Source organism: Dokdonella fugitiva (assembly GCF_014138265.1).
GTDB classification, from domain to species: Bacteria; Pseudomonadota; Gammaproteobacteria; order Xanthomonadales; family Rhodanobacteraceae; genus Dokdonella_A; species Dokdonella_A fugitiva_A.
In genome coordinates this window covers 62,279-86,177 of record NZ_JACGXL010000008.1, presented here as the reverse complement: position 1 = coordinate 86,177, position 23,899 = coordinate 62,279, and the positions used below count along the sequence as shown (strand labels likewise).

General features: G+C 69.7%; 25 protein-coding genes. 11 read left to right on the top strand and 14 right to left on the bottom strand.

Going from position 1 to position 23,899, the window contains the following annotated elements; genetic code table 11:
• Position 1 precedes the first annotated feature (1 nt).
• The 3 genes from FHW12_RS19865 to FHW12_RS19855 are packed head-to-tail and all read left to right on the top strand — an operon-like array spanning position 2 to position 1,820.
• On the top strand, positions 2-403 hold the full coding sequence (locus FHW12_RS19865) for a hypothetical protein (RefSeq protein WP_182532810.1): 402 nt from the start codon (positions 2-4) through the stop codon (positions 401-403).
• Entirely contained in the window at positions 400-705 is a 306-nt protein-coding gene (locus FHW12_RS19860) for a hypothetical protein (RefSeq protein WP_182532809.1), read from the top strand. Before FHW12_RS19865 ends, FHW12_RS19860 begins: the two co-directional genes overlap by 4 nt.
• Entirely contained in the window at positions 702-1,820 is a 1,119-nt protein-coding gene (locus tag FHW12_RS19855) for an AI-2E family transporter (protein ID WP_182532808.1), read from the top strand. Before FHW12_RS19860 ends, FHW12_RS19855 begins: the two co-directional genes overlap by 4 nt.
• 293 nt (positions 1,821-2,113) lie before the next feature.
• Here FHW12_RS19855 and metJ read toward each other — a convergent pair whose 3' ends face one another.
• From metJ to gcvT, 3 genes are all read right to left on the bottom strand, one after another.
• On the bottom strand, positions 2,114-2,530 hold the full coding sequence (gene metJ, locus FHW12_RS21730; RefSeq protein ID WP_220484574.1) for a met regulon transcriptional regulator MetJ: 417 nt from the start codon (positions 2,528-2,530) through the stop codon (positions 2,114-2,116).
• Between the two features lie 654 nt (positions 2,531-3,184).
• Positions 3,185-3,583 (bottom strand): glycine cleavage system protein GcvH, encoded by a 399-nt coding sequence (gene gcvH, locus FHW12_RS19845; protein ID WP_182532807.1) that lies wholly within the window; start codon positions 3,581-3,583, stop codon positions 3,185-3,187.
• 69 nt (positions 3,584-3,652) lie between these two features.
• Positions 3,653-4,753, bottom strand: coding sequence for a glycine cleavage system aminomethyltransferase GcvT (gene gcvT, locus FHW12_RS19840; protein ID WP_182532806.1), 1,101 nt, complete (start codon positions 4,751-4,753; stop codon positions 3,653-3,655).
• Between the two features lie 125 nt (positions 4,754-4,878).
• Here gcvT and FHW12_RS19835 point away from each other — a divergent pair, with 125 nt between their 5' ends.
• The 4 genes from FHW12_RS19835 to FHW12_RS19820 are packed head-to-tail and all read left to right on the top strand — an operon-like array spanning position 4,879 to position 7,524.
• On the top strand, positions 4,879-5,853 hold the full coding sequence (locus FHW12_RS19835; protein ID WP_259393169.1) for a metallophosphoesterase family protein: 975 nt from the start codon (positions 4,879-4,881) through the stop codon (positions 5,851-5,853).
• Between the two features lie 9 nt (positions 5,854-5,862).
• Complete coding sequence (locus tag FHW12_RS19830; RefSeq protein WP_182532805.1) at positions 5,863-6,180, top strand: cupredoxin domain-containing protein; 318 nt, start codon at positions 5,863-5,865, stop codon at positions 6,178-6,180.
• An 11-nt stretch (positions 6,181-6,191) separates the two neighbouring features.
• The gene (locus FHW12_RS19825; protein ID WP_182532804.1) at positions 6,192-6,806 is read left to right on the top strand and encodes a sigma-70 family RNA polymerase sigma factor; all 615 of its coding nucleotides are present in this window, start codon (positions 6,192-6,194) and stop codon (positions 6,804-6,806) included.
• Positions 6,796-7,524 carry an anti-sigma factor family protein gene (locus tag FHW12_RS19820; protein WP_182532803.1) on the top strand — a complete coding sequence of 243 codons (729 nt, stop codon included), beginning with the start codon at positions 6,796-6,798 and terminating at the stop codon, positions 7,522-7,524. The genes FHW12_RS19825 and FHW12_RS19820 overlap by 11 nt, the downstream gene beginning before the upstream one ends.
• A 28-nt stretch (positions 7,525-7,552) precedes the next feature.
• Here FHW12_RS19820 and FHW12_RS19815 read toward each other — a convergent pair whose 3' ends face one another.
• The 11 genes from FHW12_RS19815 to FHW12_RS19765 form a co-directional block, all read right to left on the bottom strand.
• The gene (locus tag FHW12_RS19815) at positions 7,553-7,693 is read right to left on the bottom strand and encodes a YcxB family protein (protein ID WP_182532802.1); all 141 of its coding nucleotides are present in this window, start codon (positions 7,691-7,693) and stop codon (positions 7,553-7,555) included.
• 9 nt (positions 7,694-7,702) lie between these two features.
• The gene (locus tag FHW12_RS19810) at positions 7,703-8,050 is read right to left on the bottom strand and encodes a hypothetical protein (protein ID WP_182532801.1); all 348 of its coding nucleotides are present in this window, start codon (positions 8,048-8,050) and stop codon (positions 7,703-7,705) included.
• Positions 8,047-8,496 (bottom strand): NfeD family protein, encoded by a 450-nt coding sequence (locus FHW12_RS19805; protein ID WP_182532800.1) that lies wholly within the window; start codon positions 8,494-8,496, stop codon positions 8,047-8,049. Before FHW12_RS19805 ends, FHW12_RS19810 begins: the two co-directional genes overlap by 4 nt.
• Positions 8,497-8,513: 17 nt before the next feature.
• On the bottom strand, positions 8,514-9,467 hold the full coding sequence (locus FHW12_RS19800; RefSeq protein ID WP_182532799.1) for an SPFH domain-containing protein: 954 nt from the start codon (positions 9,465-9,467) through the stop codon (positions 8,514-8,516).
• 161 nt (positions 9,468-9,628) lie between these two features.
• Positions 9,629-10,984 (bottom strand): sensor histidine kinase, encoded by a 1,356-nt coding sequence (locus FHW12_RS19795; RefSeq protein ID WP_182532798.1) that lies wholly within the window; start codon positions 10,982-10,984, stop codon positions 9,629-9,631.
• 73 nt (positions 10,985-11,057) lie between these two features.
• Positions 11,058-12,404, bottom strand: a complete 1,347-nt coding sequence (locus FHW12_RS19790; protein ID WP_182532797.1) for a sigma-54-dependent transcriptional regulator — start codon at positions 12,402-12,404, stop codon at positions 11,058-11,060.
• 164 nt (positions 12,405-12,568) lie between these two features.
• Entirely contained in the window at positions 12,569-14,368 is a 1,800-nt protein-coding gene (locus FHW12_RS19785; protein WP_182532796.1) for a DUF885 domain-containing protein, read from the bottom strand.
• Between the two features lie 197 nt (positions 14,369-14,565).
• Positions 14,566-15,777, bottom strand: a complete 1,212-nt coding sequence (locus tag FHW12_RS19780) for an ABC transporter permease (RefSeq protein WP_182532795.1) — start codon at positions 15,775-15,777, stop codon at positions 14,566-14,568.
• Between the two features lie 10 nt (positions 15,778-15,787).
• Positions 15,788-17,092, bottom strand: coding sequence for an ABC transporter permease (locus FHW12_RS19775; RefSeq protein WP_182532794.1), 1,305 nt, complete (start codon positions 17,090-17,092; stop codon positions 15,788-15,790).
• Between the two features lie 11 nt (positions 17,093-17,103).
• Positions 17,104-17,829 carry an ABC transporter ATP-binding protein gene (locus FHW12_RS19770; protein WP_182532793.1) on the bottom strand — a complete coding sequence of 242 codons (726 nt, stop codon included), beginning with the start codon at positions 17,827-17,829 and terminating at the stop codon, positions 17,104-17,106.
• Positions 17,830-17,884: 55 nt separating this feature from the next.
• Entirely contained in the window at positions 17,885-19,153 is a 1,269-nt protein-coding gene (locus FHW12_RS19765; RefSeq protein WP_182532792.1) for an efflux RND transporter periplasmic adaptor subunit, read from the bottom strand.
• A gap of 247 nt (positions 19,154-19,400) precedes the next feature.
• On the opposite strand from FHW12_RS19765, the gene FHW12_RS19760 reads away from it, so the two are divergent.
• From FHW12_RS19760 to FHW12_RS19745, 4 genes are all read left to right on the top strand, one after another.
• Positions 19,401-19,982 (top strand): RNA polymerase sigma factor, encoded by a 582-nt coding sequence (locus tag FHW12_RS19760; RefSeq protein WP_182532791.1) that lies wholly within the window; start codon positions 19,401-19,403, stop codon positions 19,980-19,982.
• Complete coding sequence (locus FHW12_RS19755) at positions 19,958-20,545, top strand: hypothetical protein (protein WP_182532790.1); 588 nt, start codon at positions 19,958-19,960, stop codon at positions 20,543-20,545. Before FHW12_RS19760 ends, FHW12_RS19755 begins: the two co-directional genes overlap by 25 nt.
• Positions 20,546-20,552: 7 nt before the next feature.
• Positions 20,553-21,926 (top strand): PDZ domain-containing protein, encoded by a 1,374-nt coding sequence (locus FHW12_RS19750; RefSeq protein WP_182532789.1) that lies wholly within the window; start codon positions 20,553-20,555, stop codon positions 21,924-21,926.
• A 61-nt stretch (positions 21,927-21,987) separates the two neighbouring features.
• Positions 21,988-23,859: a serine hydrolase domain-containing protein gene (locus FHW12_RS19745; protein ID WP_182532788.1), complete on the top strand. Its 1,872-nt coding sequence runs from the start codon at positions 21,988-21,990 to the stop codon at positions 23,857-23,859.
• The last annotated feature ends 40 nt before the right edge of the window (positions 23,860-23,899 follow it).

Below are 23,899 nucleotides of genomic sequence, written 5' to 3'. Positions count from 1 at the left end.
CATGGACGCCCAGCCTTCGCCCGACGAACCGCGTGAAGGTCCCGTCACGGGTGACTTCGCCGCCGCGCGCGAGGCGATCGCGCAGGCGGTACGCGTCGCCGAGTCGGCGCTCGCGCTGCTGCGTGCGGAACTGCGGCTCGCACGCAGCAGCGCGTTGCTGCTGGTCTGGCTGTCGTTCCTGCTCGTGTTCCTCGGCGTCGGCGCCTGGCTCGCGACCAGCGCGGCGATCGCGGTCGGCGTCTACCTGCTCAGCGGCAACCTGTTCTACGGCATCGGCAGCGTCGCGCTCGCGAACGTCGTCGGCGTGGTGGCCGTGCTGCGCGCGATGAGGGCGTGCTGGCGCGACCTCGCCCTGCCGCGCACGCGTCGTGCGATCAGCCGCTTCGGCGAGGCGCGCGCATGAGGCCGCGCCTGCGCCACGTCGAACTGAGGCATGCGGTCGAAGCCGCCGAGCGCGATTGCCGGCGCGAACGCGACACGCTGCGGCGTGCGCTCGACCGCCTGCACGCGCGCGGCGAACGACATGCCGCGGGCTGGCTGCTAGGCAGCGGCCTCGCGACCGGCGCGATCGCGGCGCGGCTGCCGTTGCTCGCGTTGCTGCGTGCCGCGCGCTTCGTCGCCGACGCCGCGCTGTTCGTGCGGCGACTGCCGATCGGCCTGCCCGACGACCAGCACGCGACGCCGTCGACGGAGCGCGGCGCATGAGCGGCGAGTCGACGCCTCCCGCCGGAGAGGGCGCGGGGGAACCGCGCGTCGCGGCGCCCGCGACCCCGGCGGTCGCGCCCGGCTCGACGCGCACGCGCCTGCTCGGCGTGCTCGTCGCCGGGCTCGTCGTCTACACGTGCGCGGTGGCCGAAACGATGATCGTGCCGATCCTCGTCGCGATCCTGCTCGGGCTCATGTTCGCGCCGTTCGTGCGCGCGCTCGAACGCTGGCACGTGCCGCGGCCGATCGGCGCGCTCGCCGCGGTCGCGATCGCGCTCGCGATCGGCGTCGGCGCGTTCGCGCTGCTGGCCGCGCCGGCGCGCGAATGGATCGCGCGCATGCCGCGCGCGCTCGCCCACGTCGAATCGGTCGTGCGCGACCTGCGCCGCCCGCTGCAGGCGGCGAGCGATGCGACGCGCGAACTCGGCAAGCTCGCGAGCATGGACGGCGGCCAGAACGTGCGCGTCGTCGACAGCACGCCCGGCCTGCTGTCGCAGCTCGCGAGCGCCGCGCCGACGCTGCTCGCCGGCATCACGGTGATCGTGTTCCTGATGTTCCTGTTCCTGCTGCACGGCGACGCGCTGCTGCGCAAGTTCGTCACGCTCGCGCCGCACCTGCGCGCGAAGCGCGACGTCGTCGAGGCGACGCGCCAGGCACAGCACGAGCTCTCGCTGTACATGATCACGATCACGCTGATCAACGCGGCGCTCGGCCTCGCGACCGCCGGCGCGCTGTACCTGCTCGGCGTTCCCGATCCGCTGCTGTGGGGCGGCCTCGCCGCGCTGATGAACTTCGCACCGTTCGTCGGCCCGCTGCTGACCGCGTGCGCGTTGACCGTCGCCGGCTTCGCCGAGTCCGCCTCGCCGCTGACCGCGCTCGCCGCGCCCGCCGCGTTCCTCGGCCTGCATCTCATCGAAGGGCAGTTGATCACGCCGCACCTGGTCGGCCGACGCCTCGAACTCGATCCGGTGATGGTGTTCCTCGCGCTCGTCGTGCTCGGCTGGATCTGGGGCGTCGCCGGGCTGCTGCTCGCGGTGCCGCTGATGGCCTGCACCAAGATCATCGCCGAACGCACGCCGGGCGGACGCGTCGTCGCGACCCTGCTGTCGCGCTGACGGCGCACCACGCGCGCGAAGGCGCGGTCGTCCGATCGACGACGCAGCGCGTGAAGCAAGGGGAAGATTCGGAGTCGGACGAAGCCGGAGGGGGAAATTCTCTCCCTGCGCTGGGCGTATCCGCAGGGAGAGATCAGTGGCTTTCCGATGTAGCTTGTTGTTGCGGTGTTGCGGTGTTGCGGGTGTCGCAGTGTTGCGTCTTGCTTTCGTTTTCGGGACCGCGGCGCTGCCTGATTCCGACAGTGCCGCTTCGTCCCTGGACCGCCCGTCAGCGACGGGCGGCCCGGGTGGTCTTACTTGGCCTTCTTCGCAGCCTTCTTGACGGCCTTCTTGGCCGCCTTCTTCGCTGCCGGCTTCTTCGCCGCGCCGGTCTTGCGCGCGGTTGCCGTCTTGGCCTTCGCCGTCGTCTTGCGCACCGCCTTCTTGGCGGCCTTCTTGGCGGGTTTCTTCTTCGCAGCTGCTTTCTTCATAGCCATATCGCGTCTTAGCTCCTCGTCAGTTGGCAGTGGTTGCCCAGTAAAAGCGTGAAGGAAGGCTTCACACAGCAGATCGCTGTTCGTGGCGTGGCGCAGGTTTCCGACCTGGCGGCGGGTCCGTTCGTCGGACAGAAGCTTGAGGATGTGAAAGGGAACCGACACAGTGATCTTCTTCACCGACCCGGCCTTCGCGCCGTGTTCAACGTAGGGGGCAATGAAGCGTGTCGCAGTCATGTTTCCTTTATTTGTTTGTCACGCCGACGCGGAAACTATTACTGTCCCAAGCGCGTGTCAACAAATTTCTGAGGGGAAACAAGCAGTTCCCGAACCCCCGCCGAAGGGTCGCCGCGACCCCCACGAGGCGAAAAAATACACCGCTCGACGACCTCGCATAGCGGGACTTTTATACGTATAGCCGTCCGAACAAAGACGGACGTTGGCGCGATCGAAAAGCCCGGAAACGTAGCTGTGGCGCGGGTTGGCGGACTTAGACGCCGCGCGCGCTCGAATCGCGAAGACATCGCGAATCCGTTGGACGCCGCGCGTCGCGACGACGCACGCGACGCGTCGCGACGACGCCGATCGACGCCCCAACGGCGGGTGAACGCCCCGAAAAAAAATTTTTCGAAGAGGCTCGAATCGTCCCCCGAGCGGGACGATTCGGCGGTCGGCGGCGGTCGTTGCGAGGATGCCGGCGACGTCCGCCGGTGATGCGTCGCGACCGCTCGCGACGATCACGAACGACCTTCGATCGCACGCGCGGACGCCGCGACGCGTCGTCGACGTCGTCGCTCGCGCGCGACGCGCACGCGTGTTCGCGGCACGAAAAAAAAAGGGCGTGCCGACGCACGCCCTTCGTTCGATCACGATGCGGACGTCGTGCGCCGCTCAGTGATCCTCACTCTCGATGAGTTCGCCGTAGGCGTCCGGATCGAGCAGTTCCTCGAGCTCTTCGGCGAGGTTGTCCGGCTTGATCACGAACAGCCAACCGTCGCCGTAGGCGTCCTCGTTGATCGTCTCCGGCTTGTCCGGCAACGCGTCGTTGACCGCGACGATCTCGCCCGACACCGGCGCATAGACGTCCGAGGCGGCCTTGACCGACTCGACCACCGCGCAGGCATTGCCCGCCTTCACGGTGTCGCCGACGCTCGGCAGCTCGACGTAGACGAGGTCGCCGAGCAACCCCTGCGCATGGTCGGAAATGCCGCAGGTGACGGTGCCCTTGTCCTCGACGCGCGCCCACTCGTGCGACTTCATGAACTTCAGATCACCGGGAATCTCTTGCATGACACGGGTCCTTGGGTAGTCGGCGGAATGGATTCTAGCAATGCGGCAACGGGTGCGCGAACGTCGGGGTCAGACGCCGTCGCAGGCCTTGCCGTCGCGCACGAACGGGTACTTCACGACGCGCACCGGAACGAGCTTGCCGCGGATGTCGACCTGCAGCGCGTCGCCTGCGCCGGCCGGCACGCGCGCGAACGCGATCGACTTGCCGAGCGTCGGCGAGAAACTGCCGGAGAGGATCTCGCCGTCGCCGCGCGCGGTCACCACGCGCTGGCCGTGGCGCAGCACGCCCTTTTCGTCCATGACCAGGCCGACCATCACCCGATGGTCGCCGCCGGCCTTCTGCCGCTCGAGCGCGGCGCGACCGATGAAGTCGCGGCCTTCGTCGAGCGCGACGGTCCAGCCGAGGTTCGCTTCCCACGGCGTCGCCGACTCGTCCATGTCCTGGCCGTAGAGGTTCATGCCGGCCTCGAGGCGCAGCGTGTCGCGTGCGCCGAGTCCGGCCGGCGCGACGCCGGCATCCTTGAGGCGATCCCACAGCGCGACCGCGTGCTGCTGCGGCACGACGATCTCGAAACCGTCCTCGCCGGTGTAGCCGGTGCGTGCGACGAACAGCGGCATGCCGTCCGGTCCTTGCGCATCGGTCGCGACGAACTTGCCGATCTTCGCCGCCTTCGCGCGCGTGTCCGCGCTGAGCAGGCCGAGCACCTTGTCGCGCGCGTTCGGTCCCTGCACCGCGATCATCGCGTAGTCGGGCCGCTCGGTGACCTTCACGCCGAACGCGGCGGCCTGGCGGGTGATCCATGCGAGATCCTTCTCGCGCGTCGCCGCGTTGACGACGAGGCGGAAGAAGTCCTCGGCGAGGTAGTAGACGATGAGGTCGTCGACGACGCCACCCTGCTCGTCGAGCATGCACGAATAGAGCGCCTTGCCCGACACCTTGAGCTTGTCGACGCTGTTGGCGAGCAGGTGGCGCAGGAACTCGCGCGTGCGCGCGCCGGCGAGATCGACCACGGTCATGTGCGAGACATCGAACATGCCGGCGTCGCGGCGTACCGCGTGATGCTCCTCGATCTGCGAACCGTAGCTGATCGGCATGTCCCAGCCGCCGAAGTCGACCATCTTCGCGCCGAGCGCGCGGTGGCTGTCGTTGAGGATCGTCTTCTGGGTCATCGTGGGTCCGGTACGCATGCGGGGCGCGCATTATCGCGGCCGGCCGCGTGCAAGTCCAAGTTCGATCGGGAATAAACCGCCGCTCCCGCGGATCGTGTGCCTGGACCCGCCACGAGGACGCACCGATGACGCCGATCGCCCCCACCGACCCGACCATGCCGCCACGCGGCGACGAGGTCGACCACGCACGCCGCAGCGTGGTCGGCTGCCTCGCCGCCTGGAGCGGCGCCGCGATCGTCTGGACCGTCGCCGGCGGCGTGCCGCGCGCGGCGCTCGCCGGCGACCGCGCCGCACCGGCCGATCGCGCGCTGCGCTTCGTGCAGATCAGCGACACGCACATCGGCTTCCACAAGGACGCCAATCCCGACGTCGTCGGCAGCCTGCGCCGCGCGACCGCGGAAATCAACGCGCTGCCGCAGGCGCCCGCGTTCGTCGTCCACACCGGCGACGTGAGCCATCTGTCGAAGGCGGAGGAGTTCGGCCAGGCGCGCGAACTGCTCGCCGAATTGCGCGTCGACCGCGTGCACACCGTGCCCGGCGAACACGATGCGCTCGCCGACGGCGTCGGCGGATACCTGAAGGCGTTCGACCTCGACGGCGCCGGGCGCAGCTGGTACAGCTTCGACCAGGGCGGCGTGCACTTCATCGGCCTCGACAACGTGCGCACCTTCTCCAAGGGCCGGCTCGCCGCGATCGGCGACGAGCAGCTCGCGTGGCTCCGGCAGGATCTCGCCGGCGTCGCGCATTCGATGCCGATCGTCGTGCTCGCGCACATCCCGCTGTGGACCGTGTGGGAACCGTGGGGCTGGGGCACGGCGGACTCGGCGGCGGCACTCGCGCTGTTGCGTCCGTACGGTTCGGTCACCGTGCTCAACGGCCACGTTCACCAGGTGCTGCAGAAGGTCGAAGGCCACGTAGCGCTGCACACCGCGATGTCGCTCGCGTATCCGCTGCCGACACCGGGCCAGGCCGGCGTCGGCGAACCGGGCCCGGTCACCGTGCCCGCGGGTGAACTCGGCAAACGACTCGGCACGCGCGAAGTCCACCTCGTGCGCGGGCGACACGCGCTCGCGCTCGTCGACATGCCGCTCGAACGCTGAGGCACGCGCATGCACCCATCCGCGCTCTTCTTCACCGCGATCGCGATCGCGTCCGCGCCGGCCGCGGCGCAGGCACCGGCGGTCGTCGAGATCACGAAGTTCGCCTACGCGCCGCGGGAGATCACGGTCGCGCCCGGCACGACCGTCCGCTGGACCAATCACGACGAGACGCCGCACACGGTCACCGACAAGGTCGGCGAACTCGCCTCGCCCGGCCTCGACACGGGCGACCTGTACGAGCACGCGTTCGCGAACGAAGGCGACTATCCTTACACCTGCGCCGTGCATCCGTTCATGACGGGCGTCGTGCACGTGCGCCGACCGTAGCGGAGCGCGCGATGCCGGTGCTTTCGTGGAAGGATGCAGCGACGCCGGGGCACGGCGCAGGGCCACCGGGCGACGACCGCGCCGCGGGCATCGGCGAACTCGCGCTGCGCCATCTCGACGCGGCCTACAACCTCGGCCGCTGGTTGCTCGGTAACGAGCAGGACGCGGCCGACGCGGTGCACGACGCGTTCCTGCGCGCGACCGCGTCCGGCGGCAGCCGCGTCGACGGCAACCCGCGCGCGTGGTGGCTCGCGATCGTGCGCAACTGCTGCCTCGCGCGGCTCGCCGTGCACGGCCGGGAGCGACGCAACGTCGCCCTCGACCAGGTCGCCGCGGAACACGGCCGCGACGCCGCCGACGCGGTCGTGCCGCCGCTCGACGAGCCGATCGAGGAACGCCTCGAGCACGAGCAGCGGCGCGCGCTGGTGCGCCACCACCTCGCACGGTTGCCGCCGGAGTTCCGCGAGGTCCTGCTGCTGCGCGAACTCGAGGCGCTGTCGTACCGCGAGATCGCCGACGTGCTCGACCTGCCGATCGGCACCGTGATGTCGCGCCTCGCCCGCGGCCGCGCGGCACTGCAGAAGGCGATCAACCCCGCCGCGAACGAGGTGGACGATGGACTGTAGGCGCAGCGGCGACGTGCCGCTCTACTTCGACGGCGAACTCGACCCGGCGGCGACGCGCGAGTTCGAGCGCCACCTCGACGACTGCGACGAATGCCGCGCGACGCTGGTCGGCCTCGACGCGTTGCGCCGCGACGTGCGCGCTGCGATGCCGCGCGTCGGTGCACCGGCCGCGCTGCGCGAACGCCTGCTGGCACTCGCGGCGCCGGCGCGACGCCGGCACTGGCCCGCCATCGCCGCGGCCGCGGCGGTCGCGTTCGCGGTCGGCGCGGTCGCGACGAGCGTTTGGCGCACGCGAGAGGCGACGCGCGACGCGCTCGCGCGCGACCTGTTCGCGAGCCACTGGCGGTCGCTCGCGGCGACGTCGCCGGTCGACGTCGTCTCGAGCGACCGCCACACGGTCAAGCCGTGGTTCGCCGGCAAGGTCGCGCAGGCGCCGCTCGTGCGCGATTTCGCCGCCGACGGCTACGCGCTCGTCGGCGGACGCGTCGACTACGTCGGCGACGCGCGCGTGCCCGTGCTCGTCTACCGCCATGGACAGCACCTCATCGACGTGTTCGTGCTCGGCGACGCGGACGCGGCGGCGGTCGCGCCGACGAGCCGCCGCGGCTACACGCTCGACCCGCTCGTGCTCGGCCACCAGCCGGCGGCCGTGGTGTCCGACCTCGACGCGGAGGAACTCGCACGCTTCGCCGCGCAGCTCGCGGCAGCCGAGCCGTGACGTCGACGGCGGCCGATCGCCGAACCGCTCAGGCCCGACCGATCGTCTCGACGTGTTCGAGGAATGCGGCGAGCTGGGCCGGCCCGTCGAAGCAGCGCTTGGGCACCATCTGGAACATCGCATCCGACAGATAGAGCAGGATGATGCGTTCGCTCTGCCGCCATTTCACATAGTCGGTTCATGGCGTGGAATTGCTGCCGCGATCATTCGATCCGTGCAGCGCGTCGTCGTCCCACCAGAATTCGACGGGGCGTTGCAGGCTCTTCTGCTGCGCGAATACGCGCCGCGAACGCCACGGCAGCATGAAGCGCCGCGCAACCTCGCAGGCGGCGATGCCGCCGACGGCACCACCGAGCAGGCAGGCAACGACGAATGCCCGGCGCTCGTGCATCGACGCCCATGCGAACAGCGATCCGGCGCCGAGCATGGCGGCGACCATGCCGAGCTGCCGCCGCGTCCAGCGCGTGTGCAGCTGCTGGGCAGCGAGGTAGTCGCCTACTTCCAGCTGCGCGTGGATCCGATTCACGCGCCTGCCGACACGACGCGTACCGACAGCGTCGTGCCGTCGACCGCGACGACCTCGACTTCGCTGCCGGCCGGCAGATCGGGTCCGCTCGCGAGCCACGCGCCGTCGCCGACGCGGACCTTGCCGCGGCCGTTGACGATCGCCTCGCTGAGGACGAAGCGCTGGCCGACGAGCTGCGCGCCGCGCTTGTTGAGCAACGGCTGGTCGTCGCGCTGCTCGGCGAACGGACGCACGAACTTCCAGTACGCCGCACACGCGGCGATCGAGAGCAGGCCGAACGCGACCGCCTGCGCGAGCGCCGGCAGCGCCGGGAAGATCGAGGTGATCACGCCCATGCAACCCGCGGCGATGCCGATCCAGAGCAGGAAGTAGCCCGGCGCGATCATCTCCGCGCCGATCAGCACGAGCGCGAGCAGCCACCAGCCGTAGTTGTCGACGATGTCCATGCGGATCCTCCGGAACCTCAGCGCGTCGGCGGCGCGACGCGCGGCGTCGCCTTCTCGGCGACCTGCTTGTCGAGCGCGTTCTTCGCCAGTTCGGCGATGCCGGCCAGCGAACCGAGCACGCCAGTCGCCTCGATCGGCAACAGCAGCATCTTCTGGTTCGGCGAATCGGCCATCGCCTTGAGCGCCTCGACGTACTTGTTCGCGACGAAGTAGTTGAGCGCGTTGACGTCGCCGTTGACGATCGCCGCGGACACCACCTCGGTCGCCTTCGCTTCCGCGGCGGCGAGGCGCTCGCGCGCCTCGGCTTCGCGGAACGCGGCTTCCTTCTGGCCTTCCGCGGCGAGGATCGCCGACTGCTTCTCGCCCTCGGCCTTGAGGATCGCGGCCTGGCGGAAACCCTCTGCCTCGAGGATGTTCGCGCGCTTCTCGCGCTCGGCCTTCATCTGGCGCGCCATCGAATCGACGAGGTCGCGCGGCGGCTGGATGTCCTTGAGCTCGATGCGCGTGACCTTGAGGCCCCACGGATGGGTCGCCTCGTCGACCACCTTGAGCAGCGCCGCATTGATCTGGTCGCGCTTGGACAGGGACTCGTCGAGGTCGAGCGAACCGAGCACGGTGCGGATGTTCGTCATCACGAGGTTGATGATCGCGAGCTCGAGGTTGGCGACCTCGTAGGCGGCCTTCGCCGCGTCGAGCACCTGGTAGAACACGACGCCGTCGACCTTCACGACCGCGTTGTCCTTGGTGATCACGTCCTGCGACGGCACGTCGAGCACCTGCTCCATCATGTTCATCCTGCGGCCGACGTTCTGCATGACCGGAATCAGCAGGTGGAAGCCCGGCGTCAACGTGTGGGTGTACTTGCCCCAGCGCTCGACCGTCCACTCGTAACCCTGCGGCACGATGCGCACGAGCTTGGACAGCAGGATCACCGCGACGACGACGACGATCAACGGCAGATAGAAACCCATGGTCTTCCCTCCCAGGATGGACGGCCAGTATAGCCCCGCCCCGGCGATCCGCATGTGTCGCTCCCGGAGAGCAAAAACGGAAACACGAACGGCACGAAGAAAAGATTCCTTGATCGGCGGCGGTCCACTTCCGCTACTTCGTGTCCTTCGTGTTCCGATCTTCAGCTCTTGTCTTTCGGCTTTTGACCTTCACCCTGGGCTTCGGCACGCTCGACCAGCGGCAGGATCAGCGTGACCGCGAGTCCTCCGCCCGCGCGGTTGGCGAGTTGCACGCGGCCGCCGTGCGCTTCGGCGATCTCGCGCGCGAGCGCGAGGCCGAGGCCGGAACCGGCGCGCTTGGTCGAGTAGAACGGCAGCAGTGCGTTGGCGAGCACGGTTTCGCTCATGCCGCTGCCGCGATCGACGACTTCGATGCGCGTCTCGCGCGCCCCCTGCGACACGCCGAGTTCGACCGCATCGCCGGAGCCGCCCGCCTCGTGCGCGTTCTTCAGCAGGTTGATGAGCACCTGCTCGATCTGCGCGCGGTCGAACCAGCCCGGCTGCGCCGGCGGCGCGCCGCTCGCGTGGAACGGATAGTGGCGCGCGAGCGCGGCGAGGAACGGCGCCCACTCGATGCGCTCCGGCCGCGGCAACGGCAGCTTGGCGAAGCGCGCGTAGCCGGAGATGAAGCCTTCGAGGTGGCGCGTGCGCTCCTCGATCGTGTCGAACACGATGCCGAGGCGGACGGCGTCGCCGAGCCGCGCGAGCTCGCGCCCCGAATGCGACAGCGAACGGATCGGCCCGAGCGAGTTGTTGATCTCGTGGCTGATCACGCGGATCACCTTCTTCCAGGTCATCACTTCCTGGCGCGCGAGTTCACGCGTGAGGCGCTTGATCTGGAACAGTCGGTGCGGCCGGCCCTGCAGCTTGAACTCGCGCTGCGACAGGTGGAAGGTTTCGTCCTCGTGCTCGAACGGCACGCTGAACAGGCTGTCGCCGCCGCTCGCGATCGCGCGTGCGAGCGGCGCCGGCGCGCTCGCGACGAGCTCGTCGAAATTCTCGCCGGAGAGCGTGCGGCCGTCGTTGAGCAGCTGCCGCGCCGACACGTTCGCGTAGACGACGTGGCCACCCGGCTCGACCAGCACGAGCGCGGTCGGCGTGTTCTGCACGACGGTGTCGAGCAGCAGTTCGCGCTGGAACAGGTGCTGGCGCTGCTCGCGCAGCACGCGGCCGAGTTCGTTGTGCGCGGCGACGAGTTCGCCGACCTCGTCGGCGCGGCGCGTGCCGATCGAGAAGCTGAAGTCGCCGTCGCGGAACGCGACGACACTGCCCGACAGCGCGCGGATCAGCGACGCGACCGGTTGCGCGAGCTGGCGCGCGAACACGAGCGCAGGCAAGCCGAGCACGAGCACGGTCGCGGCCGCGCCGTACCACGGCGACGCGAACCAGACGGTCGCCCAGCCGGCGATCGCGGCCGCGGCGACGACCGCGGCGAACAGGGCCGCGACGAGTTTTCCTTCCAGCGAGACGAGGCGCATGCGTGGAGGATACCGGCAGCAGGCGCACCCACGCAGCGGGCGCGTGCGTCGCGCCACGGCGACGCGCGGCCGCTCAGGCGTCGCCGATGCCCATCTTCTCCATGCGCCGGTACAGCGCCTGGCGCGACAGGCCGAGCTCGGCGGCGGCCTGGCTGATCACGCCGCGCGCGTTGCGCAGGGCGGTCTCGATCGCCTCGCGGTCGGGTTCGGCGTCGGCGGCGATGCGGCCGTTGCCGGCGCGCGCGGGAGCGAGGCCGAGGTCGCGCGCGGTGATGGTGCCGTTCTGGCACAGCAGCGCGGCGCGCTGGATCGCGTTCTTCAGCTCACGCACGTTGCCCGGCCACGCGTGCGCGGTGAGCGCGCCACGCGCGCTGTCGTCGAGCACCGCGGCGCCGGCGAGGAAATGCTCGGCGAGCGGCACGATGTCGTCGCTGCGCTCGGCCAGCGGCGGCAGGCGCAGCTCGATCACGTTGAGGCGGTAGTAGAGGTCTTCGCGGAAGCGTCCTTCGCGGATCATCGCGGCGACGTCGGCGTTGGTCGCGCTGACCACGCGCACCTTGACCTTGCGCGTCTTGCTCGAGCCGAGCCGTTCGAACTGGCCGCTCTCGAGCACGCGCAGCAGCTTGGCCTGCCCGGCGAGCGGCAGGTTGCCGATCTCGTCGAGGAACAGGGTACCGCCGTCGGCGATCTCGAAGCGCCCTTCGCGCGCGCGGTTCGGCGCGCCGGTGTACGCGCCCGCGTCGGCGCCGAACAGCTCGGCTTCGATGAGTTCGGACGGCAGCGCGCCGCAGTTGACCGTCACGAACGGACCGTCCTTGACCGACGAGTTCGCCTGGATGATCTCGGCGATGCGTTCCTTGCCCGCGCCGTTCGGCCCGGTGATGAGCACCGGAATGTCGGCGCGCGCGACCTGGCAGGCGAGCTCGACCACACGCTCGGTCGCGGCGGACGCGAACACGAGGCCGCGCAGGTCGTACTGCGCGTCGAGCGCCTTGCGCCGGCGCCTGCGCTCGTCGCGGAAGCGCGCGACCTCGCGCGTCGCCTCGGACAGTTCGAGCAGGTTCTCGACCGTCGCGACGAGCTTGTGGTCGTCCCACGGCTTGGCCTGGTAGTCGGCGGCGCCGGCCTTGACCAGCTCGACCGCGGTCTCGAGGTGCGTCCACGCGGTGAGCAGGACGATCGGCAGGTCCGGATGGCGCTCGCGGATCGCGCGGAACAGCGCGATGCCTTCCTCGCCCGAGGTCGTGTCGGCGGTGAAGTTCATGTCCTGCACGACGAGGTCGATCGGCTCGCGCGCGAGCACGGCGAGGCCGTCGCCGGGCGACTGCGCGGTCAGCGTGCGGATCTCGCGCAGGCCGAACAGCAGGTCGAGCGAGGTTCCGACCGCAGGGTTGTCGTCGATCACGAGGACCGTTCGCATGGATTCGCGCTGGGAGGTCGGGTCGCACATCCGCCGCTTGGATGCGGCGGAAGGCGAAAAGGTTGCGTGGGAGGATGCAGTATCGGCCGACCCGCCATCCCGTTCAATCGTCCGGCTCGCGCCGCTGCGGGACGGCGCCGCGCCGGCGCCGCCCCCGGCAGGGCTCAGCTCGCGTGCGCGCCCGCCTTGCCGGCCTTGACCGACGCGATCCACGCGCTCACGCGCGCATCGAGCACGTCGAGCGGCAACGCGCCGCCGTCGAGGATCTCGTCGTGGAATGCGCGGATGTCGAACGTGTCGCCGAGTTCCTTCTTCGCGCGCTCGCGCAGGTCGAGGATCTTCAGCTGGCCGACCTTGTAGGCGAGCGCCTGCGCCGGCGTCGAGATGTAGCGGTCGGTCTCGGACTGGATGCTCGGCTCGTCCTGCGAGGAGTGCTCGCGGAAATAGTTGATCATCTGCTCGCGCGTCCAGTGCTTGTAGTGCACGCCGGTGTCGAGCACGAGGCGGTCGGCGCGCAGCAGTTCGTCGGACAGATGACCGTAGTAGCTGAGCGGGTCCTGGAAGAAGCCGAGTTCCTCGCCGAGGCGCTCGGCGTACAGCGCCCAACCCTCGATGTAAGCCGTGTAGCCGGCCTGCTGGCGGAACGGCGGCAGGCCCGGCAGCGTCTGCGCGATCGAGATCTGCATGTGGTGGCCGGGCACGCCCTCGTGGTACGCGGTCGTCTCGATGTTGGTGGTCAGGCGCTTGGCGAAGTCGTAGGTGTTGACGTAGATGCGGCCCGGGCGCGTGCCGTCCGGCGTGCCCTGCTGGTACTCGGCACCGGACGCCTCCTTCTCGCGGTACTCCTGCGTCGGCAGCACCTCGACCTGGGTCTTCGGCAACAGGCCGAACAGCTCCGGCAGCTTCGGCTGCATCTGCGCGATGTACTTCTTGTAGAGGTCGACGATCTGCTGGCGCGAGGTCGCGTGCACCTTCGGGTCGTTGTCGAGCGCGACGCGCATCGCCTTGAGGTCCTTGTAGCCGAGCTTGAGCGCGATCTTGGTCTGTTCGGCCTCGATGCGCTTCACCTCGGACAGGCCGAGCTCGTGGATCGCGGCCGGATCCATCGTGGTCGTGGTCATCTGCTCGACCGCGAAGCGGTAACGCTTGTCACCGTCCGGCAGCGCCCAAAGGCCTTCCTGCGCGCGCCCCTTCGGCGCGTACCCCTTCTCGACGAAGTCGGCGAGCTTGCGGTAGGCCGGGCGCACCTTGCCGTCGACCGCCGCGATCACCGCATCGTGCAGGCGCTTGCGGTCGGCTTCGGGAACGGTGTCGGCGAATTTCTTCACCGACATGCCGAACACGCTCTCCTCGCCCGCCGGCTCGGCGATCGAGCGGCACTGGCCGACGACCTTCTCGAGCAGGAAGCGCGGCGGCATCAGCTTGTCCTTTTCGCCCTGCTTCAGGATCGCGATGAGCTCGTCCATGATCGCCGGCACCTTGTTCAGGCGCGTGATGTAGTCCTCGTAGTGCCTCGTGCTGTCGAACGGCAGCGCGGAGACGAACTGCGCGAGCTGCAGGTGGGCGCCGCCGAACTGGTCGATCGGCATCTCGTAGTTCTTCAGCGCGATGCCCTCGAGGCCGTCCTTGAGCTGGCGCACCATGAGCTGCTGGTTGAGGCGGTCCTGCTCGGGGAAGCCGCTCGTGTCGATCGCCTCGAAGCGCTTGAGGAAGGCTTCCGCGTCCTTCTTCTGCTGACCGACGTGCGCGATCGAGAAATCGCTCCACCGGTCGTTGTAGCGGTAGTCGCCGAGGATCGAGGCGAACTCGGGCGACTCCTTCATCGTGTACTGCCACTGCTCCGCGAGCAGGTCGTTGAGCGCCTTCACGCGCGCCGCGACGTCGTCGGCGGCGAAGGCGGACTGCATGAAGCCGATGCCGATCGCGGTGGCGACGGCGAGCAGGGTGTGCGGTTTGCGCGACATGGGAGAACTCCAGGATTCCATTCGGGATGGTGCGCCGGCGCTGGCCGGCGGCCGCAACGGTCTCCGGGCGGCGGTCGCACCGGAGTCGGACGCGATGGTGCGCGATCGTCGCGCTGGTGGAATGGGCCGGAAGTCGCGGGCATCGACCGGACCGACGACGGCAATCGTCGGTCCGGCGCATCCGGCACGCGTCGTCGTCAGACGTTGCGCGTCGCCACCGCGGGCGGCACGCGCGACGCGCGCAACGCGGGACCGAGCACCGCGAGCTGGCCGAGCGCCCACAGGCATAGGAAGCCGACCGGCACGTAGTACCAGGGCAGTCGCGGCGACTGGTACTGCTGCATCAGCCACAGGCTCAGGCCGTAGGCGAGGATGCCGCCCGCGATCAGACCCATCGTCGTGATGATGAAGTTCTCGGTCTGGAAGTAGCGCAGGATGTCGAACTTGGTCGCGCCGAGCGCGCGCCGCGTGCCGATCTGGCGCGTGCGCTGCGCGACCCAGAAGCTCGCCATGCCGACGATGCCGAGCGCGGTCACCGCGAGCAGCGCGGCGATCACCGCGCCGAGGATGATCGCCATCGCGCGATCGTTCGCGTACGCCTCGTGGCGCACCTGCTGCAGGCTGCGCAGCTTGCCGATGATGCGGCTCGGGTTCGCCTCGGCCATCTTCTGCTCGACCGCCTTCATCACTTCGTCGCGACGGCCCGGCTCCGCGCGCACGAGGTAGCGCGTGTAGTTGCCGTACGGCAGGAAGTACGGGATGAACGTCGCGTGCTCGATGTCCTTGCTGTCGATCCACGGTTCCTGCGTCTTCTCGACGATGCCGACGATCGTGCTGCGCGGCTCGTCCTCGTCGAGGTAGACCTGCTTGCCGAGCGCGTCGCCGTTCGGGAACAGCTTGTCGGCGAGTGCCTTGGTCACGATGATCACGGGCGGCTGCACGCGCGCGCCCTGGTCGTGGTCCTCGATCTCCGCGGGCGTGAAGTTGCGTCCGGCGATCAGCTTCACGCCGAAGGAATTGAGGCCGTGGTCGTCGACCATGTAGAACGTGGTGTCGGCACTCGAGGTCTTCTGCTTGGGCTGCAGCGAGATGCCCGAGCCCCAGCCGCCGCCGCTCATCGGCACCGAGTTGGACGGAGTCGCGTCGGCGACGCCGGGGATCTGCCGCAGCACGGCGAGGTCGGACTTCATCACCGCGCGGCCGTCGTAACCCTGGCCGAAGCCGGAGCTGCCGAACATGAACGTGTCGGCCTCGTTCATGCCGCTCGGGCGGTTCATGAGTTCGAGGCGCTGGCCGATGATGAACAGCGCGTTGCAGACGATCGCGAGGGTGAGCGCGACCTGCAGGCCGATGAGGATCATCGACACCTTGCTGCGCATCAGCGCGGAGAGGATCGGTCGGATTTCCATGATGTTCTCCTCACACCTTCAGTTGCGCGGCGGGCTGCACGCGGCACGCGCGCCAGGTCGGATACAGGCCGGCGAGCAGCGCCGAGGCGATCGCGAGCAGGATCGTCGTCGCGACCATCGACCAGTCGAGGCTCGCGACGGTCTTGTACTCGGTGTAGAGCGCGCGCACCGCGAGCAGGCCGAGCCCGGTCAGCATGAGGCCGAGCACGCCGCCGGTCAGGCCGACCACGCCCGACTCGACCAGGAACTGCGTGAACACGTCGCGCCGGCTCGCACCGAGCGCGCGGCGCAGGCCGATCTCGCCGGACTTGCGCGTGAACTTGGCGAGCAGCAGGCCGATCGTGTTGACCAGGCACACGGCGAGGAAAGCGAACGCGAGGCCGGTCTGCACTTCCATGTCGCGCGACACGACCTTCTGGTCCTTCATCCACTCGGTCACGTTCAACAGGCGATTGTTGAGCGGGCGCGGGAAGCGGCCGAGCTTCTTCTGCTCGTTCACGTAGTTGTCGAGGAACGATTTGTACTCGGCCAGGCGCGCGGGCGAATCGAGCTGCACCCACATCTGCATCCAGACGCAGTCAGACGCGAGGTAGGCGTCCCAGCCGTCGCCGGACGACTTCCAGCAGCTATTGTTGCCGGTCGAGCGCTGCTTGAGATCGATCGCGGTCGTGAACGGCATGAAGAACTCGTCCGGGTCGGCGAACGAGCCGTTGGTGAGGTCGTAGTAGCGCGAGCGCAGCTTCCATTTGTCGAGCACGCCGACCACGGTGTAGTCGATGCCGTTGAGGCGCACGCTCTTGCCGGTGCTGTCCTGGCCGCCGAACAGCTTTTCGTTCATCTCGTCGCCGAGCACGATCACGCGTGCGTGGCCTTCGTCCTGGTCGTGGTTCCACGCCGCGCCGTACTTGAAGCGCGGCTCGAACATCGCGAAGAAGTCCGCGTACGTCACGCGGGCGAGCGCCTGGAACGGTTTGAGGTCCTTGTTCTCGGGCTGCACCGGCATGGACAACTTGAACATCGCCGCCTGCTTGTCGGCCTTGGCCGCCTTCATCAGCGCGACCGCGTCCTGGTAGGTGACCTGGTCGGGCGGACGGCCGTCGTCGTAGTACGGCTGGTCGCCGCTCCAGTTGTCGAGCTGCACGTAGTGGAGCTTGTCGCTCTTCCACGGGATCGGGTTGCTGCCCATGAGGTGCAGCACGGTCAGCGTGGTCATGCTCGCGGCGATGCCGAGCGCGATGCCGACCACCATGAGCGCGGTCAGGATCGGGTTGCGCCGGAGGCTGCGCAGTCCCAGTTGAAGGTAGTAGGCGAACATGCGCGTCCTCCTCAGGCGATCGCCGCAGCGGTGTCGCCGTCGCGCACCGGGCGGCGCAGCTTCGGCTCGTCGTCGAAGTCGGTGACCTGGCCGTCGATGACGTGCACGTTGCGGTGCGCGCGCGCGGCGAGTTCCGGATCGTGCGTGACCATGACGATGGTCGTGCCCTGGCGGTTGATCTCCTCGAGCAGCTCCATCACCCCTCGCGCCATCAGCGAGTCGAGGTTGCCGGTCGGCTCGTCGGCGAGCAGCAGGCGCGGCGAGCCGGCGAGCGCGCGCGCGATCGCGACGCGCTGCTGCTGGCCGCCGGAGAGCTCGGCCGGATAGTGCTTCATGCGCGAGGCGAGGCCGACGCGCGACAGCGATTCCTCGATGCGCTTCTTGCGGTCGGCCGCGCCGAAGCCGCGGTATCGCAGCGGCACGTCGACGTTGTCGAACAGGTTGAGGTCGGGGATCAGGTTGAAGCTCTGGAAGATGAAGCCGATCTTCTCGTTGCGCAGGCGCGAGCGCGCGTCGTCGCCGAGGCCTGCGACGTCGACGCCGTCGAGCAGGTATTCGCCGCCAGTGAATTCCTCCAGCAGGCCCGCGATGTTGAGGAAGGTCGTCTTGCCGGAACCGGACGGGCCGGTCACCGCGACGAACTCGCCTTCGCGCACGTTGATCGAGAAGTCGCGCAGCGCATAGGTCTCGATCAGGTGGGTGCGGTAGACCTTCTGCAGGTGGGTCATCTTCAGCATGGCGGTTCCTCGTCGTGGTTCGTTGGTACGTCGTTCTGATGCGGGAAAGGGTGGATCAGTTGAGCGCGATCTTCTGCGCGCCCTTGAATTCGTCGGTGCCCGAGATGACGATGCGGTCGCCTTCCTTGACGCCGCTGACGATCTCGACCGCGTTGAGGCTGGTCGCGCCGACCTGGATCGCGGTGCGCTCGGCGGTGCCGTTGCGCACGATGTAGGCGACGCGCCCGGCGCCGGTGTCGACGAACGGGCCGCGCTCGACCATCAGCACGTTCGGGTGCTCGTCCATGAGGATGCGCGTGGTGAGCTGCTGGTTCTGGCGCAGGCCGGCCGGCTTCTTCTCGCCGAAGCGCACGCGCCCGGTGACCTGGCCGTTGAGCACCTCGGGCGAGATCGCGCTGACTTCGCCGGCATAGCGCTCGCCGCCGTCCTGGATCTCCGCCGCCATGCCGACACCGAGGTCGTGCGCGAACACTTCCGGCACCTGCACTTCGACTTCGAGCGCGGTGAGGTCGACCACGGTGAGGATCGGCGCGCTCGCGGCGACGTTCGCGCGCTGCTGCGCGATGAGCTGGCCGACGACGCCGTCGACCGGTGAGCGCATCTTGAGCTCGTCGACCTGGCGGTTGAGGTCCTCGACCAGCAGCTTCTGCCGATCGAGCGCCACGCGCTTGGTCTTCAGGTTGAACGCGAGGCTGTCGCGATCGAGCTGCACGTTGTGCTGCGCGTTCGCCTCGGACAGCTTCGCCTTGGCCAGCGCGTCCTTCGCGCGCAGCACGGTCATCTCGGGCTGGGCACCGCGCTGGAACGCCTTTTCGTTGCGCTCGACCTCGCGCTCGGCGGTCTGCCGATCGATCACCGCCTGCTCGTACGCCATCTGCGAGGCGGCCTGCGCCTTGCGGTTGTCGATCGTCGTGCGCTCGACGTCGAGGCCGAGGCTGTCGAGCGTGGTCTGTTCCTGCTTGAGGCGGTTGGTGAGTTCGGGCGAATCGATCTCGGCGACGACGGCGCCCTTGTTCACCTTGTCGCCCGCGTGCACGTCGAGCGTGACGGTGCCCGCGGTGCGCGCATACAGGGTCGGGCTCACCGCGGCGACGACGCGGCCCTGCACCGAGACGTCGCGCACGAGCGTGCCGCGCTTGACCTCGGCGATGCGCAGGCGCGCCGCGCTCGCCGACGAATCGGCCGACATCAGGCGCGTGACCGCCGGCAGCACCAGGCCGATCGCGACGAGCGTCGCGAGGCCGAGGCCGATCCAGACGATCTGCTTCTTGCGGTTGCGCGGGGCAGCGATCGGGCGGTCCTGTGCCGAGGTGTCGCGGATCATCGGGGACGGGCTCCATCAAATGGGGGGGCTGCCCCTCTTTCAGCAACGAGCGTGCCAACAATCAACCCATTGAATATCATTGATAAAGGCGACGGACACCGCAGCGCGGACAGTGTCCAGACACGGGCCGGACACGCGCCGGACAATGCGTCGTCCGCGACCGTCCGCGGCCGGACTGGCGTCCATCCGGCCGCCGGCGCATCGTCGGCCTGCGACCGAATCGCCTCGACGCGCATCTGACCTGACCGTGAGCGCAGCCAGCTTCCAGATCGACGTACCCGACACCGTCCTCGCGCGCGCCCGACGCGGCGAGATCGGCGCGCTCGAGCAGATCTATCGCGCGTTCGAGCGGCCGTCCTACACGCTCGCGCTGCGCATGCTCGGCGATGCCGACCATGCGCGCGAAACCGTGCACGACGCGATGCTGCACCTGCTCGAGCGCATCGGACAGTTCCGCGGCGACGCACCGTTCTGGGGCTGGCTGCGCCAGATCGTCGTCAACCAGGCGCTCATGCGCCTGCGCAAGGAGCGCGGCATGGTGCTCGAGGAACTGCCCGACGACGACACGAGCGAAGGCCACGCGCCGCCGCCGTGGGCGTTCGCCGACGCACGCCGGCTCGAACAGGCGCTCGGCCACCTGCCCGCGCTCACGCGCAGCGTATTGTGGCTGTACCACGTCGAGGAATACACGCACCAGGAAATCGCACAGATGACCGGCAAGTCGGTCAGCTTCTCGAAATCACAGGTCGCGCGCGGCAGCAGCCGCCTGCGCGCGTTGCTCGAACCCGAACAGGAGGCGGCGCCATGCCTGACCGCGACCGCACATTGAACATCGAACACGACCGCTCGCTCGCCGCGGCCCTGCGCGCGTTGCCCGACGCCGCACCACAGCCGGACCTCTGGCCGACGCTCGCGCTCGCGCTCGCCGAACGGCGCAAGCCGCGCGCATGGCGCACGCTCGTGCCACTCGCGCTCGCCGCCGGCCTGTTGCTCGCGCTGCTGCTGCCGCGTGCGCTCGTGCACGAATCCGCTCCACCCGAGGTCGCCGCCAATCCGCCGCCGGGCGTGCCCGCCACGGCGGCTCCCACCGACGAACTCGATGCGCTGCGCACGCGCTCGCAGACGCTCGAACGCTGGATCGCCGCGGTCGCGGCGCGCGCACCGCAGAGCAGCCGCGACCTCATGGCCGCGGTCGAAGTCGAGGATCTCATCGGCCTCGTCGACCTGCAGCTCGGCGGCGCGCACGCGCCGACCGACGCGCTGCCGCTGTGGCGCCAGCGCGTCGCCCTGCTCGAAGACCTCGCCACCATCCGCGGCAGCGCCTTCGCGATCGCTGCCAACGACGACGGCGCCCGCGGCGCCTTCGACGCCACGTACAACCGGATCAACTGAGGCAACCATGAAACACACCTCGCTCTTCCTCGCGCTCGCGCTCGCCGCCCATGGCGCCGGCGCGACCGACGCACCCGCGGCGAACGCCGCGCCACGCGCGGTGGCCGCCGCCTCCGCCGCGGCCGAAGCACGCGCGGACGCGAAAGCCGCTGCGAAATCCGACGCCGCGGCGAAGGCCGAAGCCGCTGCCGACGCCCGGGTCGCGGCGAAAGCCGATGCGGCCGCCGACGCCGCGGCGGCCGCGAAAGCCGACGCCGCACGGCGCGAACTCGGCGAACTGCGCACGCAGATGCGCGACCTGTCGCGCCGCATGGCCGACTTGTCGACGCAGCTCGGCGACGTCGGCCCGCGCGCGTACGCGTTCCGCTACCTCGGCGACACCGACCGCGCGATGATCGGCGTCGTGTTCGCGAGCGACGACGGCGGCGTGCGCATCAGCGCGGTCACGCCGGACGGTCCCGCCGCACGCGCCGGACTGCGCGGCGGCGACGTCGTCACCGCGATCGACGGCCACGCGCTCGTCGTCGACAAGCGCGCCAACCCCGACGCCGAGGATGCCGCGCTGCGCCAGGCGCGCACGCTGCTCGCCGACCTCAAGGACCACCAGTCGGTCAACGTCGAGTACCGGCGCGGCGCGCAGAAGGGTGTCGTCGCGTTCCAGGCCGAGCGTCGCGAGGCGCTCAACTGGCCCGCGCTCATGAACGAGGATCCCGAGCACCCGTTCCTGCCGAAGGACTTCAACGAGCGCATCCGCGCCGACGTCGAGCGCGCTTCGCGCACGGCCGAGCGCGAAGCGCAGCGCGAAGTCGCACGCAACGCGGCGCGCACCGCGCGCGAGGCGATGGAGGAAGCGCGCAAGCACATGAACTCGAAGGAAGTGCGCGAGGCGCTCGCGAACGCGCGCTACGCGATGCACTACTCGATGCCGTGGTGGGGCCTCAACCTCGCACCGATGAATACCGAGCTCGGCCGCTACTTCGGCACGGATCGCGGCGCGCTCGTGATCGCGAGCGACGAAGCTTCGCTGCCCGGTGTCCGCGGCGGCGACGTGATCACCGAAGTCGGCAAGGAATCGATCACGCGACCCGAGGACGTCATGCGCGTGCTGCGCGACCAGCCCGAGGGCAAGGACGTCGCGATCAAGCTCATGCGCGACCACAAGGTGCTTGCGTTGACGATGAAGACGCCCGAGTTCAAATCGATCTTCAGCGTGCCCGCACCGCCGGCTCCGCCGGCGCCTCCTGCTCCGGTAGCGCCGCCCACTCCCGCGGTGCCGGCGCCGAGGGCCGTACCCGCGGTCGCCGCGGTGCCGGCCGTGCCGGCGCCCACCGCACCGGCTCCGCCGTCACCGCCTCCGCCGCCCGCGCCACCGTCGCGCTGACGCACGCACACCGGCGGCGTCGCGACGCCGCCGGCTCCACTCCGCTGCACAGGGGAAACCGATGTCGACCGCCGCGACGTTGCGCTTCGCCCTCGTCGCGCTGTTCGCGTCGTTCGGCGCCGCGCCCGGCGCGCGCGCCGGTGCAGCGGCGGGCGGAAGCGCGGCGACAACGACCGAACTCGCCGGCCTGTGGAAGGCGCGCCGCTGGTTCGGCCCGCTCGTACGCGGTGCATTGACGATCCGCAAGGAACGCGACGGCTGGCGCGCCGACCTCGCCGGCCGCGACCTGCCCGTTCGCGTCGACGGTGACGCGCTCGCGTTCGAGATGCCCGGCGGCGAAGGCCGCTTCGAAGGCCGGCTCGAACGCACGCGCATCCTCGGCCACTGGTATCCGCCGCCGAACTCGGCGACGTTCGGCGGCGGCGTGTTCGTCTCGCCGGTGCGCCTGCGCGCGGACGCCACCGATCGCTGGAGCGGCTCGATCGTGCCGGCCGAGGACACGTTCTCATTCCACTTGCTGGCGACGCCGCGCGCCGACGGCAGCTTCGACGTGCTGCTGCGCAATGCGGAACGCGACTTCGGTCTGCAGATCGGCGTCGAGCGCCTGCGCCGCGACGGCGACGCGCTCGTGCTGCTCGGCAAGCGCCGCGACGAAACGACCGAACGCGAACTCGCGCGCGGCAGCTGGGACCGCGAGCGCGACGTCATGCGCTTCGTCTTCCCCGGCCGCGGCGGCAGCTACGACTTCAGCCGCGACGGCGACGCGAGCACGTTCTGGCCGCGCGGGCGCACGCCGGCGCGCTACACCTACCGCGCGCCCCTCGCGCGCGACGACGGCTGGCCGAGCGCGAGCCTCGACGACGTCGACATCGATCGCGCCGGCATCGAACGCTTCGTGCAGCGCCTGCTCGATGCGCCGATGGACGCGGTCGACGCGCCGCTCGTCGACGGCGTCGTGCTCGCGCGCCACGGCAAGCTCGTGCTCGAGGAGTATTTCCACGGCTTCGAGCGCGACGCGGTGCACGACACGCGCTCGGCCGCGAAAAGCCTGACTTCGATCGTCGTCGGCGCGGCGATCGAAGCCGGCGCGCCGCTCGCGCTCGACAGCCCGGTCTACCGCGTCATGAACGGCGGCGCGTTCGCCGACGGCCTCGACCCGCGCAAGCGCGCGATGACGCTCGAACACCTGCTCACGATGTCGTCCGGCTACTGGTGCGACGACACCGAGCCGGGCGCACCGGGCAACGAGCAGACGATGCTCGACCAGGAGACCGAACGCGACTACTACCGCTACATCCTCGCGTTGCCGATGGCGCACGATCCGGGCGTGACGTCCATCTACGGCAGCATCAACCCGCACCTCGCGCTCGGCATGGTCGCCGCCGCGCGCGGCGAGTCGCCGCTGTACGCGTTCGACCGCCTCGTCGGCGATCCGCTGCGCATCGACCACTACGCGTGGCTGCTCGACCCCGCCGGCCACCCGTACGGCGGCGGCAGCGTGCAGCTGCGCCTGCGCGACTTCGCCAAGCTCGGCCAGCTCATGCTCGACGACGGCCGCTGGCACGGCCGGCGCATCCTCGGCCACGACTACGTCGCGCGCGCGTCGGCGCCGCTCTACCACCTGCGCAACGTGCAGTACGGCTACCTCTGGTGGGGCGAGGATTTCCCGTACCGCGATCGCAGCGTGCATGCGTTCCTCGCGCTCGGTGCGGGCGGCCAGAGCATCACGGTCGTGCCCGCGCTCGACCTCGTCGTCGCGATCTATTCGGGCAACTACGCGAGCCGGCGCCAGATCGACGCAGGACACCATTTCGTACCGCGCTTCATCCTGCCCGCGGTGCGCGAGCGCGGCGAGCCGCGTGGCGCGCCGGTGACCGAGCGCGCGTACGCGACGCCGTACGGTCCGTCGAAGGACGGCAGCCGCATCCGTTGAGACCATCCGGACGCCGCATGCGGCGGTGCGGCATCGTACA